We start from the raw sequence: 15,503 nt of genomic DNA, 5'->3' as shown, positions 1-15,503 counted from the left end.
GGGAACACCGCCATTGTCGCCAATCCGCGGGCGGCGAGTTATCACAATTTTTTTAAGTTTGCGTGAGGACTTCGATATCGGCCCCGGGGAAGAATAGCTCCAACGACAGCACCCCGCCCCGGAGACCCGCCATGATGGCAAGCCCCGCCAGTCACATTCCCCCCGCCGCCGCCCGCCCCCCCGGCGTCATCCACCCCGGCTGGCTGCGCGTGGTGCACTGGCTGAACGCGCTGGCGGTGGTGATCATGGTGATGAGCGGCTGGCGCATTTATAACGCCGCCCCGTTCTTTGATTTCACCTTTCCCAACGGCATCACCCTGGGCGGCTGGCTGGGCGGCGCCTTGCAATGGCATTTTGCCGCCATGTGGCTGCTGTTTGCCAACGGTATCTTGTATCTGGCCCTGAACCTTTCCACCGGCCGGCTCTGGCGCAAATTCTTCCCCTTGAGCCCGCGTGGCGTGGCCGCCGACCTGGGCGCGGCCCTGCGCGGCAAGCTGTCCCACGGTGATCTGCGCCACTACAACCAGGTGCAAAAGCTGGCTTACCTGTTCGTCATTGTCGACATCGTGGTGCTGGTGCTGTCCGGCCTGGTGCTGTGGAAGTCCGTGCAGTTCGACCTGCTGCGCGAGCTGATGGGCGGCTATGAATTCGCGCGCCGCATCCACTTCTTCGCCATGGCGCTGCTGGTGGCCTTCGTGGCCGTACATCTGGTGATGGTGGCGCTGGTGCCCCGTAGCCTCATCGCCATGATCCGCGGCAAATAAGGAGCCCAACGTGAGCCAGAAGAAACGCTTGTCGCTGCTGGGCCTGGACGGCGCGGCCATCCTGAAAGAAGCCAAGAACCTGATCACCAGGCGCGTCGAACAACCCTCGCGCCGCGCTTTCCTGCGCAACACGCTGACGCTGGGCGGCGTGGCGATGCTGTCGGGATGCTCCTTGTCCGACGATGAGAACGTGGAAAAGGCGCTGACATCCGTATCGCGTTTCAACGACCGCGTGCAGGGCTGGCTGTTCGACCCCAACAAGCTGGCGCCCACCTACCCGGAATCCATGATCACCCGGCCCTTCCCCTTCAATGCCTATTACGGCATCGACGAAGTGCGCCACGTGGACGAGGAATCGTTCCGCCTGGAAGTCACCGGCATGGTGGCCGACAAGCGCCAATGGCGGCTTGAAGAGCTGCGCGCCATGGCCCAGGTGGACCAGGTCACCCGCCACATCTGCGTGGAAGGCTGGAGCGCCATCGGCAAATGGGGCGGCGTGCCGTTTTCCACCTTCCTCAAGCGCGTTGGCGCTGACTTGACGGCCAAGTACGTGGGCTTCAAGTGTTCCGACGACTACTACACCAGCATCGACATGCCCACGGCGCTGCACCCGCAGACCATCCTGGCGCTGACCTATGACGGCAAGACCTTGCCCCCCGAGTACGGCTTCCCCATGAAGCTGCGCATGCCTACCAAGCTTGGCTACAAGAACCCCAAGCACATACAGGCGATTTTTGTCACCAACACCTACCCAGGCGGTTACTGGGAGGACCAGGGCTACAACTGGTTCGGCGGAAGCTAGGTGCAACTCCTGTCTTACTCAATCCCTCAAAGGAACGCATCATGAAGAAACTCACCACCGCTGCTTTTTCCCTGTGCCTGGCCTTTGGCGCCGTGGCCGCGCATGCCGCCGACACCATGGGCAAGGACAGCATGAGCAAAGACGGCATGAGCAAGAGCTCGATGTCCAAGGACGGCATGGCTAAAGACGGCATGGCCAAGGATGGAATGGCCAAGGACGGCATGGCGAAAAGCGGCATGAGCAAGGACAACATGTCGCACGACGGCATGAAGAAGGACTCGATGTCGAAGGATTCCATGTCCAAGGATTCGATGTCGAAAGATTCCATGTCCAAGGACGGAATGAAGAAGTAAGGAACAAGCACCGGGCAAGCGCGGGGGTCGGAGGTTCGATCCCGCCGCGCCGCCTGCCAGCGCTTGCCTTGTTGCCTCTTGAAGGAGCCACGCCATGAGTTTGAACCGTAGACATTTCCTGACCCTGGGCGGCGGCGCCGCGCTGGCGGCCGGCCTGGCCCCCTGGCTGACTCCCCGCAGCGCCTCGGCCGCCAAAGCCGCCACCTACCCCTACGCCTTGACCGACGAGCAATGGCGCGCCCGGCTCACGCCCGCGCAATACCAGGTGCTGCGCCGCGACGGCACCGAACGGCCCTACACCAGCCCCTTGAACGACGAGCATCGCAACGGCACGTTCTCGTGCGCGGGCTGCGAGCAACACCTGTTTTCGTCCAGCACCAAATTCGACAGCGGCACCGGCTGGCCCAGCTTCTGGCAGCCCCTGGCCAAGGCCGTCGGTGAAACCCGCGACACCGGCTTCGGCATGGTCCGCACCGCCGTGCATTGCGCGAACTGCGGCGGACACCTGGGCCATGTCTTCGACGACGGCCCCCGCCCCACCGGCCTGCGTTACTGCATGAACGGCGTCGCCATGACGTTCACGGCACAGGGCTGACCCGCCCGGGGCTGACCCGCCCGGCGCTGACCTCCCGAGGGCTCAGCCCAGACCGAGGTTGGCCCGCTCAAGACTGCCCCGCCCGGCGCTAACCCGGCCTCGCACCGAACACCCCGCCTTTTCAGGATTTACGACCATGAACTTCCAAGCCAAAAAATTCTGCGCCGCTGTCGCCGCCGCCTGCGGCCTGCTGGGTGCGGGCGCATCGCATTCCGCCGAAACCGCCTTCATCATCCCCGCCCCGGCGGTGGACCAAACCCCGGCCACGGCACCGCAAGCAAAAGCCGTCATCGCCGGCGGCTGCTTCTGGGGCGTGCAAGCCGTGTTCCAGCACGTCAAAGGCGTCAGCAATGCCGTATCGGGCTACGCGGGCGGCAAGGCGGACACCGCCGACTACGACACCGTCAGCGGCGGCCGCACCGGCCACGCCGAAGCGGTGGAAATCACGTATGACCCCAAACAGGTCAGCTACGGCGAACTGCTGCAAATCTACTTCTCCGTGGCCCACGACCCCACGCAACTGAACCGCCAAGGCCCGGATCGCGGCACGCAATATCGGTCCACGGTGTTCCCCGCCGACGAAGGCCAGCGCAAAGTGGCTGAAGCGTATATCGAGCAGTTGAACAAGACGGGGGTGTATTCCAAGAAGCTGGCCACCACGGTGGAACCGCTGCAAGCGTTTTATCCGGCAGAGGGCTATCACCAGGATTATCTGGTGCGCCACCCGACCAGCATGTACATCGTGATCAATGATGTGCCGAAGGTGGAGATCCTGGCAAAGACATTTCCGGCGAAGTATCGAGACAAGCCGGTGTTGGTGAGTGATAACGGCAAGTGACAGGTGCGGGCGATAAAAGAATCCGCGGTCACACGTAGGATGGGTGAAGCGCGCGAAAACCGGCAAAAGATAACCAGTCCCAAACGCGCGGAACCCATCATGCAGCCATTGCATTGTGGCTGACATGGTTTGGGCTGTGAGATTGCTTGATGGGTTGCGCGCGTTGTGTGTCAGCGCATTTTTCACCGGCGTGCCGCGCTTCACCCATCCTACGATTGGTCCGCCGAGGGCTATCACCAGGATTATCTGGTGCGCCACCCGACCAGCATGTACATCGTGATCAATGATGTGCCGAAGGTGGAGAACCTGGCAAAGACATTTCCAGCGAAGTATCGGGACAAGCCGGTGTTGGTGAGTGATAGCGGCAAGTGACAGGTGCGGGCGATAAAAGAATCCGCGGTCACACGTAGGATGGGTGAAGCGCGCGAAAACCGGCAAAAGATAACCAGTCCCAAACGCGCGGAACCCATCATGCAGCCATTGCGTTGTGGCTGACATGGTTTGGGCTGTGACATTGCTTGATGGGTTGCGCGCGTTGTGTGTCGGCGTATTTTTCACCGGCGTGCCGCGCTTCACCCATCCTACGATTGGTCCGCCGAGCGCTATCACCAGGATTATCTGGTGCGCCACCCGACCAGCATGTACATCGTGATCAATGATGTGCCGAAGGTGGAAAACCTGGCAAAGACATTTCCAGCGAAGTATCGGGACAAGCCGGTGCTGGTGAGTGATAGCGGCAAGTGACAGGTGCGGGCGATAAAAGAATCCGCGGTCACACGTAGGATGGGTGAAGCGCGCGAAAACCGGCAAAAGATAACCAGTCCCAAACGCGCGGAACCCATCATGCAGCCATTGCGTTGTGGCTGACATGGTTTGGGCTGTGAGATTGCTTGATGGGTTGCGCGCGTTGTGTGTCGGCGTATTTTTCACCGGCGTGCCGCGCTTCACCCATCCTACGATTGGTCCGCCGAGGGCTATCACCAGGATTATCTGGTGCGCCACCCGACCAGCATGTACATCGTGATCAATGACGTGCCGAAGGTGGAGAACCTGGCAAAGACATTTCCAGCGAAGTATCGGGACAAGCCAGTGCTGGTGAGTGATAACGGCAAGTGACAGGTGCGGGCGATAAAAGAATCCGCGGTCACACGTAGGATGGGTGAAGCGCGCGAAAACCGGCAAAAGATAACCAGTCCCAAGCGCGCGGAACCCATCATGCAGCCATTGCGTTGTGGCCGAAATTATTCGGCGCTGTGACGTTGCTTGATGGGTTGCGCGCGTTGTGTGTCGGCGTATTTTTCACCGGCGTGCCGCGCTTCACCCATCCTACGGTCCGAATCGTGATTACCCAGTTTCAGTGATTCATCATTCGTGTTACTCAGCTTACATTCGAAGAGTAAGAATTAATTACAAATAGGCTACCTCGCGGTGAGCGGCCTACGACCTCTTCGATAGGCTGTCATGAATAAAACGTTCTGCTCCGTTTGGAATCCGTCCCTGGGCGCGTGGGTTGCCGCACCGGAAACCACCAAGGTCAGGGGCAGAACATCAGGCAGTGGCAGCGCCACGCTGCAAACCGCATCGCCGACACGCAAGGTTTCGCGCCAACGCAGCGTGGTGCTGGCCCTGGCTGCGGCGTGTGCCCTGTTTGGCGCCCTGCCCCAGGCGCATGCCGCATGCACCCCGTTCAGTCCGGGCACCACGGTCGTATGCACCGGCGTAATCGCCGGAATCAACGAAGCCACCAACAACCCCACGGTAAACATTGCACCCGGCGCGATCATCACCGCGCCATCCTCGTCGTCCAGCGCGGTCACGTTAAGTGGCAACAATGTCCAGCTTGAAAACAATGGCACGATTGACCCATCCGTCATCGGTATCCCCAGCGCACTGACCTCTGCCGTCACCATCGGCAATAGCAACAACAGCCTGGTCACGGTGATCAACAATGGGACGATAAGCGGAATGACAGACGCGCCTACCAGCGCGCTCTTGGGCTCTCTGACCGGCATGGCGCTGAACATTCAAAACGGCGGCTTCGGATCCACGACGATCCTCAACAAAGGCACCTTATCTTCGATGCCCCTGTCAGGGACATCAATGTCGGGCGACGCGCCTGTCGTCGCGGTCTGGGGTGGCTCCCGCGTCAACATGGCGAACCACCATGCGATCTTCGGCCGCGTGGCGTTTCAAGCGTCGGCGGCCGGCAACGTGTTCACCAATGTGGGCACGATCTACGGTAGCGTGTCCCTGGGCGCCGGTGCCGGGGCCAACCGATACAACGCGCTGACCGGCTCATGGGTCGAATCGGGCGGCGGCGCTGCGGGCGACATGGCGGTGCTGAACCAAGACCTGGAGTTCGCCAGCACTGGCACCGTGGATGGTGGCGCGGGTGGCAACAACACCCTGGCCCTGCAAAACGGCACCGGTTCCGGTGCGGGCGGCAGCGGGAGCATTGCGGGCGACACGTACCGCAACTTCAGCAACCTGATCGTCGACAGCGGCACATGGACGGTGTCCGGTCCGCTGTTGACCGGCTCAACGTCGACCACCATCAACGACGGCGTGCTTACCTTGATCGACACGCTGGCCCTGGGCGCAGGCCAGATAACCGCCAATGGCGGCACCTTGCAATCGGGCTCTGTTGGCCTGGTTCTAGGCAATGACCTGGCCCTTCAAAGCGGCAGCCTGACCTTGGCCGGTGCTCAGCCGCTCACCCTTTCCGGGCAACTGAGCGGCACGGGGAATCTGGTTAAAACCGGCACCGGCGTCACCACGCTAAGCGGTAACAACGGCGCCTTCACCGGCACAACCGCCGTCCGCGGCGGAACGCTGGCCGTAAACAATACGCTGGGCGGCGACGTTACCGTCGAGGCAGGCGGCAAAATCACGGGTACGGGCACGGTCGGCCAGAACGCCACGGTGCGCGGCGGCGGCATCTTGGAGGGTGTGCAGGGACAAACGCTGAAATTCGGCACTTTGAACCTAAGCCAGGGCAGCCAGATCAACGTGGCGCTGGGCGGCGTGAACGCCACGCCGCTGTTTGACGTTACCGGCCATCTGTCTCTAGCTAGCCCAACATTGAATGTGAGCAATCAGGGCGGGTTCGGCGCGGGCGTCTACCAACTGTTCAAGTACCACACGTCCATGTCCTTTTCCCCGAGCGCCCCGATCATCATCGGCACGACGCCCACGGGTATCAGCACTTCCCAACTGACGGTGCAGATGTCGACGTTGGGTCAGGTCAACCTGGTATCCACGGCCGGCTTGACGGTAAATCAATGGGATGGCGCCAACACCACGCCCAATGGCCAGATCGACGGTGGCTCGGGCATATGGAACGCGACGGCCAGCAACTGGACGTCTGCCGATGGTTTGACGAACGGCCGATACACCCTGCCCTCCCTGGCCACGTTCTCGGGCGCGGCGGGCACCGTCACCGTCGACAACAGCGGCGGCGCCGTCGGCGTGACGGGCATCACAATCGGCACGGACGGCTATCGCATTCAAGGCGATTCCATCGCCCTGCAGGGCAGCGGCGGCCAGACGGTAATGCTCGTGGGCAACATCACCCCTGCCAGCAGCAGCATGGTCGGCACGATTGCATCGTCGTTGACGGGTGCCAGCAAGCTGATGAAGTCCGATTTCGGCACCTTGGTGCTGGCGGGCAACAACACCTACACCGGCGGCACGGATGTGCGCCTGGGCACGCTGTCGGTGTCCAGTGACGCCAACCTGGGCGCGGCCAGCGGCGACCTGACGATCGCGGGGGGCACGCTGGCATCAACGTCCAGCTTTACCAGCAATCGCGCCGTCACCTTGGTCTCAGAGGGCACGTTCAATGTGGCGGTCGACACGCAACTGGGCCTGGCCGGCACGATCGACGGGAACGGGCAGCTCATCAAGAAAGGCGCGGGCACGCTGGCGCTGACGGGCAACAACCACTACACCAACACCACCTGGGTGCAGGCGGGCACCTTGATCGGCGATAGCGCGTCCATCCGGGGCAACCTGCTCAACTACGGTTCGGTCATCTTCGACCAAAGCCTGGACGGCACCGTATCCAGTTCGTTGATCGGCAGCGGCACCATCACCAAACGCGGCGCGGGCACGCTGACCTTGGATGGCCTGAATACGATGGACTGGAACATCGAAGCCGGCACGCTGGCCACCGACGTGTCAACGTACACCGCCAACGCCACCATCGGCGCCGCCGGCACGCTGCGCTTTGACCAAGCCACCGACGCCGGCTATGCCGGCAAGCTGTCGGGCAGTGGCGCCTTCGTGAAGACTGGCGCCGGCAACCTGGAAATGAACGCGGACAGCAGCGCCTACACCGGCACGACCCGCGTGGCCGGCGGCATGCTCAGCGTGGTCGGCAAGCTGGGCGGCAACGCCGATGTACAGAGCGGCCGCCTGCACGTCACCGGCACACTGGGCGGCAATGCCGCCATCGGCGCCAACACCATTCTGTCGGGCACCGGCACCATCGGCCAGAACGTCACGCTGACGGGCGGCGAGCTGCAAGGCACGCAAGGCCGCACCCTGACCATTGGCGGTGACCTCACCTTGGACAACGCCAGTCGCGTCAACGTGGCGCTGGGCCGTGCCGGTGCTACCGCCCTGTTCGATGTGGGCGGCAACCTGGCCTTGGCCGGCACACTGAACGTCACGGACCAAGGCGCCTTTGGCGCGGGCGTCTACCGCTTGTTCGACTATGGCGGCACCTTGACCACCAACACAATGGCCGTGGGCAACACACCCACGGGCATCACGGCCAATGACCTTCGCATCCAGACGGCCGTCAACGGCCAGGTCAACCTGATGTCGACCGCGGGCGCCACCTTGAGTTTCTGGGACGGCGGCAACGCCACGCAACGCGACAACGGCGTCATCAACGGCGGCGCGGGCACGTGGCGCACCGATGGCCTGAACTGGACCAACGCCGACGGCACCCTGAACGGCCGCTTCCAGCCCAACCCGACGTTCGCCGTCTTCCAAGGCGCGTCCGGCACCGTAGTGGTGGATACGAGCGCTGGCGCCGTGGGCGTGACGGGCATGCAGTTCACAAGCAGCGGCTACCGCGTCCAGGGCGATGCCATCGCGTTGTCCGGCGCGGGCGGCGAAACCATTGTGCGCGTGGGTTCGGGCCTGCCCACCGGCGCCGGCACCACTGCTACCCTAACGTCCAGCCTGACCGGCGCCAGCAAGCTTGTGAAGTCCGACTTTGGCACGCTGGTGCTGGCGGGCACGAATAGCTATACCGGCGGCACCGAGATCCGTGGCGGCACCTTGTCCATTGCGTCGGACGCCAACCTGGGTGCAAGCTCGGGCGGCCTGACGCTGAACGGCGGCGCGCTCGCCACCACTGCCAGCTTTGATTCCGCGCGTGCCGTCACACTGACGCAAACCGCCGACATCACGGTCGCGGCGGGCACCACGCTAGGCTTGCAAGGCGCCATCGGCGGCACAGGCAATCTGCAAAAGCTGGGTGCCGGCACCTTGACGCTGACGGGCGCGAACACCTACGGCAACACGAAAGTGCTGGCAGGCATGTTGGTGGGCAATACGGCCTCGATCCGTGGTGACCTGACGAACAACGGATCCGTCGTGTTCAACCAGGCTACCGATGCGACCTACGCGGGCTATGTGTCGGGCACCGGCACGATGGCCAAGCAAGGCTCGGGCGTGTTGACGCTGACCGGCGTCAATGCGCAAGACTGGCGCGTCGATGCGGGCACGCTGGCAGTCAGCGCCGACCGCTATACCAGCAACACCACGATCGCCTCGGGCGCCGAGGCGCGCTTCAATCAAACCAGCAGCACCTCGTTCAGTGGCGTGCTGTCTGGCGCGGGACAGGTCACGAAGACCGGCGCGGGCATGTTGCAACTGGTGGCCGACAGCAGCGCCTTTACCGGCCAGACGCAGGTTCAATCCGGCACGCTGTGGGTGTCGGACAAGCTGGGCGGCTCGGCCTCGGTCACAGGCGGCCGGCTGCATACCGACGGCGTGCTGGGCGGCGACGTCACGGTCAGCGGCGCGGGCATCCTGTCTGGCTTGGGCCGCGTTGATGGCAACGCCACGCTTACGGGCGGCGTGCTGGAAGGCGTGCAGGGGCAGACGCTGACCGTTGGCGGCGACTTATCGCTGTCCGGCACCAGCCTGATCAACGTGGAACTGGGCCACGCGCCGAACAACGCCCTGTTTGATGTCGGCGGCAACCTGACCCTGGCCGGCACGCTGAACGTGACCGATCAAGGCGGCTTTGGCTCTGGCATTTATCGATTGTTTGACTACGGCGGCAGCTTGGTCGACAACGGCTTGACCGTGGGCGCTACGCCCTCTGGCGTGGATGCCAGTGCATTGAAGCTGCAAACCGCGGTCGGCGGACAAGTGAACCTGGCCTCGACATCCGGCGCCACGCTGAGCTTCTGGGACGGCGGCAACACCGCCCGCCACGACAACGGCGCCATCGACGGCGGCTCGGGTACCTGGCGCACCGATGGCCGCAACTGGGCCAACGTGGACGGCACCTTGAACGGCGCCTTCCAACCCAACCCGACCTTCGCCGTGTTCCAGGGCACGGCCGGCACGGTCACGGTGGACACATCGGCAGGCGCCATCGGCGTTACCGGCATGCAGCTCGCCACCGACGGCTACCGCATCGAAGGCGATGCCATCGCGCTGCAAGGCGCGGGGGGTGAGAGCATCATCCGCGTGGGTTCGGGGTCATCGGCCGACGCCGGCATGACGGGCACCATCGCCGCCAGCCTGACGGGCGCCAGCAAACTGGCCAAGACCGACTTCGGCCGCCTGGTGCTGACGGGTGACAACACCTACACGGGCGGCACGGATGTGCGGGTGGGCACGCTGGCGGTATCCAAGGACGCCAACCTGGGCGCGGCCACGGGCGGCTTGACGTTGAGCGGCGGCGTGCTGGCCACGACGGCCAGCTTCGATACCGCCCGCAGCATCCTGTTGACGCAACCCAGCGCCATTGATGTTGCCGCGACAAGCACCTTCGGCCTGACCGGAACCCTTGCCGGCAACGGCGATCTGGCCAAGGCAGGCACCGGCATGCTCACGATTTCTGGCGACGGCAGCGCCTACACCGGCAGCATGCTGGTGCAGGCAGGCGCGTTGAACATGGCATCGACCGGCAAGCTGGGCGGTACGTTGACGCTGGCCAGCGGCACACTGCTGCAAGGCTCAGGCCAAGTCGGCACGACCACGCTGCAAAGCGGCGCCATCCTGGCGCCGGGCAAGGTCAACGGCACCTTGAACGTGGCGGGCGACCTGACCTTCATGCCGGGCTCGACGTATCAGGTTGCAGCCGATCCGGTCTCATCCGACAGCGCCCGCGTGGCCGTCAGCGGCGTCGCGAATCTGGCGGGCTCGGTGGTGCACGTCGGGCCGGAAGGCGGCTTTGAAACCACGCGCCAGTACACCATCCTGAGCGCCAACGCCATCAATGGCCAGTTCGACAACGTGTCGTCGAACTATGCCTACCTTGCCCCGGCCCTGCGCTACGGCGCGCAGGATGTCACGCTGCAACTCGGGCGCAAGGTGGTGCCGGTGGACCCCACGACGCCGACCGCGCCGACCACCCCGACCCGTCCGATCGCCTTCGCCGACGCCGCGCGCACCGGCAATCAACGCGCCGTCGCCAACGCGCTGGACAGCCTGCCGTCCGGCAATGCGCTGCACGAATACATCCTGACCTTGCCCAACGGCGCGCCGCCGGCCGCCTTCAACAGCCTGTCCGGCGAAGCGCACGCCAGCGTCACGTCCAGCCTGATGAGTTCCAGCAGCACCCCACGCACGCTGCCGCTGTCGCACCTGCGCGCCAACCTGAACGCGGGCATGCGTCCGGGCGCACCCACCGCACAGGCGGGCGGCACGTTGTCCGCGTCCGCCTTGCCGTCGTCGAACGCGCAGCCTGCCTGGGCCGAGCTGGTCGGCAACTGGCAAACGCAGAACGCCACGGACAACACCGCGCAAGTCCGTCAACACACCGGCGGCGTCTTTGTCGGCGCCGACCACGCCGTGGGCAACGGTTGGCGCGTGGGCGGGGCCGTCGGCTACACCGACAGCAAGATCCGCGTGGACGACCGTTCGTCGAACGCGGACGTGTCCGGCTACAGCGCGGCCATTTATGGCGGCAAATCGTTTGACGCGGGCGCGGGCAAGCTGAACCTGCTGGTCGGCACGTCGTACACCTGGCACGACGTCAGCACCGAACGCTACGCTACCGTGGCCGGCGCATCGCAAAAGCTGACCGCCGACTACGGCGCCAGCACCACCCAGCTCTTCACCGAACTGGGCTATGCCATGCCCTTGTCAGACCGCACCACGCTTGAGCCCTTCGTGGGCCTGGCCTGGAGCGATCTGCGCAGCCGCAGCTTCAAGGAATCCGGCGGCTCGGCGGCCTTGAGCGGCCAAAGCAGCAGCGACAAGCAAACCAGCAGCACGCTCGGCATGCGCGCCCAAACGGACTTCACGCTGAGTGGCGCCGAAGGCCGCTTGCAGGCCACGCTGGGCTGGCGCCATGCGTTTGGCGATGTGTTGCCGCAATCCACGATGGCGTTTGATGGCGGCCAGGCGTTCACCGTGTCGGGCGCGCCGATTGCGCGCAACGCGGCGGTTGCCGAGCTGGGCGCGGAGGTGGCGGTGTCCAAGAATGCGTCGTTGGGCTTGAATTACAGCGGGCAGTATGGCGGCGGAAATCGAGAGCACGCGGGGTCGTTGAACGTGCGCTGGCGGTATTGAAGGGGACGCCCCACCATCAGCCGACCCTAGCCCCGATCACTTACTCTTGCGCTGCTTTGCACTCGCTTCAAACTCAGCCGCCAGGCGCAAGAGCTCTTGCTTGTAGTCGTCCAAGCTTCCACTGTAGCCATCCAGATATAGATCCCGACGGGCCGCGTCCATCTCTTTGGACGTGGCCGCCTGCCTGACAAAATTCGCAAGCTGGGTTCTTACCGGCTCGGGGATGCCGCTACGCACCGCCACGCTATAGCTGCTGTGAAACAGCATGTTGGGAATACCAAGCTCGGCAAACGTCTTTACCCCCGCCAGATGGCTCTCGCTTCCTGGCCGGCCGGTATAAGCCAGCACCTTGACGCGCGGATTGTCCTTGACGTTTTGCGTGGTGCCTATCGTGGTGAAGTAGCCGTCGATATGGCCACCAAGAATTGCCGTCAGCCCTTCCGCCCCGCCCTTGAAGGGGATGGGACGATACTGCGTGCCCAGGCTGGCCGCCAGTCTGCTCGCCAGCGTCGAATAGGTGCCGATGCCAAGATCCACAATGCCGATATCCAGTTCCCGGTTCAATCCCTTCAGGTCTTGTAGATTGTTCCAGCCTCGGTCGGCCGGCACGATGAAGGCGTAGCTGCTTTGGGCCAGCGGAGCCAGGATTTCGAAGTCCGAGAGTTCGTAGCTCGCGCTGGGTGTCGTGAGCTTTGCGCTATAAAAGCCTTCCGCATGCACCAGCAAGGTGTACCCGTCCGCAGGGCTGCTCTTGACGGCCATGATGCCGATGGCCGAGCCGGCGCCAGGCCGGTTTTCCACGACCACGGTCTGCCCCATGATCGCGCCCAACTGCTGGGCAAACGCGCGCGAGATGGCGTCGGTTGCGGCGCCTGGAGGATACGGGACGACAAGCTTCACAGGCTTGGACGGATACGCCGTTTGTGCGGCGGCCGCAAACGAAAACGCTGCGCTGAATACGGCGCACCCCAACAGCAAACTGCGGCGAATGGCGAACGGCATGGCTTGCTCTTTTTCAGTTGTCTCGCCGAAAGTGTATAGAGCCATCCGCCCATCAATTCCGCCAAATTTTGAAGAAGTCTTCTGCAAAAAACGCAGCACGACGGCGTTGGCATCGCGGGCGCCCTTACCCAAGATTCCTTCGCTTCGCGCAGTTCTGATCTGCGGATTCAGGGATAGGCAAGGCGGTTCAGCCACCTAGAATTTAGAGCTCCTGATAATTCAAAAACGAATTCGAAAACGAATTCAAAGATTCTGGAGACAAGCAATGACCCAATCCCTTCCCACGCGACGGGCCATTTTGCTGGGCGGCATGCTGATGGGCCTGGGCGTCAACGCCTTGGCCGCCCAAGGCAATTGGCCCGACCGCCCAATCCGGCTGGTGGTGGCCGGTTCACCGGGCGCGGGCGGCGATATCTTTGCCCGCCTGCTCGCCGCGCCCTTGTCCAACGCACTGAAGCAGCCCATCGTCGTGGAATCAAAGCCGGGCGCCAACGGCATGATCGCGTGCAGCGCGGTGGCCAAGGCAGAGCCCGATGGCTACACCTTGCTGCTTGCACCCTCTTCCGCCATCTTGCTGAATCCCGTCGTGCTTCCCTCGCTTCCCTACGATCCGGAAAAAGACCTGCTGCCCGTCGCCCAGGTCGGCGCGGCAGGGATCTTGCTGGTTGCGAACCCCAGCATGGGCTTCAAGAACCTGGCGGACATGGTCGCCTACGCCAAGGCCAACCCCGGCAAGCTTGCCTACGGATCCTGGGGCACCGGGTCATCCGGCAACCTGGCCATGGAGGGCATCAAGTCCCATTACGGCCTGGACATGCCGCATATACCCTACAAGCAATTGGTCATTGAAAGCACCGACCTGATGGCCAACACCATCAGCGTGGGTTTCATGGATATCGCGTCGCCCGTGCCCTTCATGCGCAGCGGCAAGTTGGTCGCCCTGGGCCAGACGGGTTCGCGGCGCTGGCCCGCCACGATGGACGTGCCGACCCTGGCCGAGCAAGGCTACAAATTTGAAGCCGACGGCTGGTATGGCGTATTTGCCCCGGCGGGTACGCCGCCCGAGATCATCGACCGGCTTAACGCCGAGATCTACCGCGCGCAGCACACGCCCGAGGTCAGAGCGAGTATCGAAGGCCAGAACATGATCGTGCCGCCGACCATTTCCGCGCAGGAATTCGCGGCATCGATCAAGCGCGACGCCGTCATCTGGCAAGGCCTGGCGAAAGTGGCCGACCTGAAAAACAAGTAGGCCAAACGCATGGACACGTCTTTCAATCCCGCCTTCGCGGTCGACGCCTTGCAGGGCCGCGTGGCGGTGGTCACGGGCGCCACGGGCGGAATCGGCCAGGCCATTTGCCAGCACCTGCGATCCCTGGGCGCGGCCGTGGCGCAGGTGGATATCAACGCCTCCGATACCGCCCCGCAACCCGATGGCTTGCTGAACGTGCGTTGCGATATTTCCGACCCGGACTCGGTAGCGACGATGGCCAGGCAGCTTGGCGAGCGCTTCGGCCGTTGCGACATTCTGGTCAACAACGCGGCCATCAGCGCCGCGCCGGTGGGGCTGGAGGACTTCCCGATCGACTTATGGGACCGCATCTTCCGCGTCAATCTGCGCGGCGCATTGCTGTGCGCGCAGGCGCTGTTTCCCATGATGCGGCAACGGCAGGCGGGCAGCATCATCAATGTGGCGTCGATCTCTGCCCAGACGCCAACGCGAGTCGGCGCCTACGGCACCACCAAGTCCGCCTTGCAAGCCTTGACCCGCCAGATGGCCGTTGAATGGGGCCCGCTGGGACTCCGTGCAAACTCCATCAGCCCGGGCATGATCCGCACGCCGCTGTCCGAGGTGCACTACCGCGACGACGCCGTGCTGCAAAAGCGCATCGCCCATATCCCGGCGCGGCGCATTGGGCTTCCACAGGATATCGCGGGAGCCGTCGCGTTTCTTGCCAGCGATGCGTCGCTGTATGTGAATGGGCAGGACATCGTGGTGGACGGTGGGTTTCTTAAAGCGTCGCTTGCGAACCTGTATGCAAGCCAAGACGTTGAGGCTGAGCCATCAGTGCCACCTCGGCGGCAACCCACGCCCCGAAAGGAACCGACGGAATGACGCGTCAAAGAACGACTTCTGGCCGGCCGCGGCTTGCGCTGCCACATGGGTTACGCGCGGCGTATGCCGTATTTCTTGCTTCGACTTTGCCGCGCTTCACCCATCCTACGGTCGGCATTTGTAGGATGGGTGCAGCGCGCGACGCGGGGCAGAAGATTATCGGTGCTGTATCGCGCGTAACCCATCTGGCGGCGTCCGCGTCAGAGCCCCGGCTGCTGATGGGTTACGCGCGGCTTATGCCGTATTTCTTGCTTCGACTTTGCC

At 63.6% G+C, this 15,503-nt stretch carries 10 protein-coding genes and 3 pseudogenes; 12 read left to right on the top strand and 1 reads right to left on the bottom strand.

Annotated elements, in window-relative coordinates:
- The first annotated feature begins 131 nt into the window (after positions 1–131).
- From P8T11_RS04075 to P8T11_RS04035, 10 genes and pseudogenes are all read left to right on the top strand, one after another.
- A complete protein-coding gene (locus P8T11_RS04075) occupies positions 132–764 on the top strand; it encodes a cytochrome b/b6 domain-containing protein (protein ID WP_127184440.1) in 633 nt (210 codons plus the stop codon).
- Positions 765–774: 10 nt separating this feature from the next.
- Positions 775–1,566 carry a molybdopterin-dependent oxidoreductase gene (locus P8T11_RS04070; protein WP_268078152.1) on the top strand — a complete coding sequence of 264 codons (792 nt, stop codon included), beginning with the start codon at positions 775–777 and terminating at the stop codon, positions 1,564–1,566.
- Between the two features lie 41 nt (positions 1,567–1,607).
- The gene (locus P8T11_RS04065; protein ID WP_268078153.1) at positions 1,608–1,919 is read left to right on the top strand and encodes a pentapeptide MXKDX repeat protein; all 312 of its coding nucleotides are present in this window, start codon (positions 1,608–1,610) and stop codon (positions 1,917–1,919) included.
- A 94-nt stretch (positions 1,920–2,013) separates the two neighbouring features.
- Positions 2,014–2,514: a peptide-methionine (R)-S-oxide reductase MsrB gene (gene msrB / locus P8T11_RS04060; protein WP_268078154.1), complete on the top strand. Its 501-nt coding sequence runs from the start codon at positions 2,014–2,016 to the stop codon at positions 2,512–2,514.
- Between the two features lie 136 nt (positions 2,515–2,650).
- A complete protein-coding gene (gene msrA, locus P8T11_RS04055) occupies positions 2,651–3,352 on the top strand; it encodes a peptide-methionine (S)-S-oxide reductase MsrA (protein WP_268078155.1) in 702 nt (233 codons plus the stop codon).
- 216 nt (positions 3,353–3,568) lie between these two features.
- Positions 3,569–3,724, top strand: a pseudogene (locus tag P8T11_RS04050) (peptide-methionine (S)-S-oxide reductase MsrA); the annotation flags it as partial.
- 249 nt (positions 3,725–3,973) lie between these two features.
- On the top strand, positions 3,974–4,096 hold the full coding sequence (locus P8T11_RS04045) for a hypothetical protein (protein WP_418910251.1): 123 nt from the start codon (positions 3,974–3,976) through the stop codon (positions 4,094–4,096).
- 216 nt (positions 4,097–4,312) lie between these two features.
- Positions 4,313–4,468, top strand: a pseudogene (locus P8T11_RS04040) (peptide-methionine (S)-S-oxide reductase MsrA); the annotation flags it as partial.
- An 85-nt stretch (positions 4,469–4,553) separates the two neighbouring features.
- Positions 4,554–4,619, top strand: a pseudogene (locus P8T11_RS29200) (hypothetical protein); the annotation flags it as partial.
- Positions 4,620–4,813: 194 nt separating this feature from the next.
- Positions 4,814–12,121, top strand: coding sequence for an autotransporter domain-containing protein (locus P8T11_RS04035; RefSeq protein WP_268078157.1), 7,308 nt, complete (start codon positions 4,814–4,816; stop codon positions 12,119–12,121).
- A 36-nt stretch (positions 12,122–12,157) separates the two neighbouring features.
- On the opposite strand, the gene P8T11_RS04030 is transcribed toward P8T11_RS04035, so the two are convergent.
- The gene (locus P8T11_RS04030) at positions 12,158–13,318 is read right to left on the bottom strand and encodes a tripartite tricarboxylate transporter substrate binding protein (protein ID WP_268078158.1); all 1,161 of its coding nucleotides are present in this window, start codon (positions 13,316–13,318) and stop codon (positions 12,158–12,160) included.
- A 70-nt stretch (positions 13,319–13,388) separates the two neighbouring features.
- Between P8T11_RS04030 and P8T11_RS04025 the strand changes: the two genes are divergently transcribed.
- Together P8T11_RS04025 and P8T11_RS04020 are read left to right on the top strand one after the other, a co-directional pair.
- Entirely contained in the window at positions 13,389–14,375 is a 987-nt protein-coding gene (locus P8T11_RS04025; protein ID WP_268078159.1) for a Bug family tripartite tricarboxylate transporter substrate binding protein, read from the top strand.
- 9 nt (positions 14,376–14,384) lie between these two features.
- Positions 14,385–15,239, top strand: coding sequence for an SDR family NAD(P)-dependent oxidoreductase (locus P8T11_RS04020; RefSeq protein ID WP_268078160.1), 855 nt, complete (start codon positions 14,385–14,387; stop codon positions 15,237–15,239).
- The last annotated feature ends 264 nt before the right edge of the window (positions 15,240–15,503 follow it).

This window comes from Achromobacter spanius (assembly GCF_029637605.1).
GTDB lineage: Bacteria > Pseudomonadota > Gammaproteobacteria > Burkholderiales > Burkholderiaceae_B > Achromobacter > Achromobacter spanius_E.
This window is presented reverse-complemented; position numbering and strand designations above follow the sequence as displayed.

Coding starts and splice junctions, on each gene's coding strand:
- P8T11_RS04075 (WP_127184440.1), top strand. CDS start 132: ATGATGGCAAGCCCCGCCAGTCACATTCCCCCCGCCGCCGCCCGCCCC.
- P8T11_RS04065 (WP_268078153.1), top strand. CDS start 1,608: ATGAAGAAACTCACCACCGCTGCTTTTTCCCTGTGCCTGGCCTTTGGC.
- msrB (WP_268078154.1), top strand. CDS start 2,014: ATGAGTTTGAACCGTAGACATTTCCTGACCCTGGGCGGCGGCGCCGCG.
- msrA (WP_268078155.1), top strand. CDS start 2,651: ATGAACTTCCAAGCCAAAAAATTCTGCGCCGCTGTCGCCGCCGCCTGC.
- P8T11_RS04035 (WP_268078157.1), top strand. CDS start 4,814: ATGAATAAAACGTTCTGCTCCGTTTGGAATCCGTCCCTGGGCGCGTGG.
- P8T11_RS04025 (WP_268078159.1), top strand. CDS start 13,389: ATGACCCAATCCCTTCCCACGCGACGGGCCATTTTGCTGGGCGGCATG.
- P8T11_RS04020 (WP_268078160.1), top strand. CDS start 14,385: ATGGACACGTCTTTCAATCCCGCCTTCGCGGTCGACGCCTTGCAGGGC.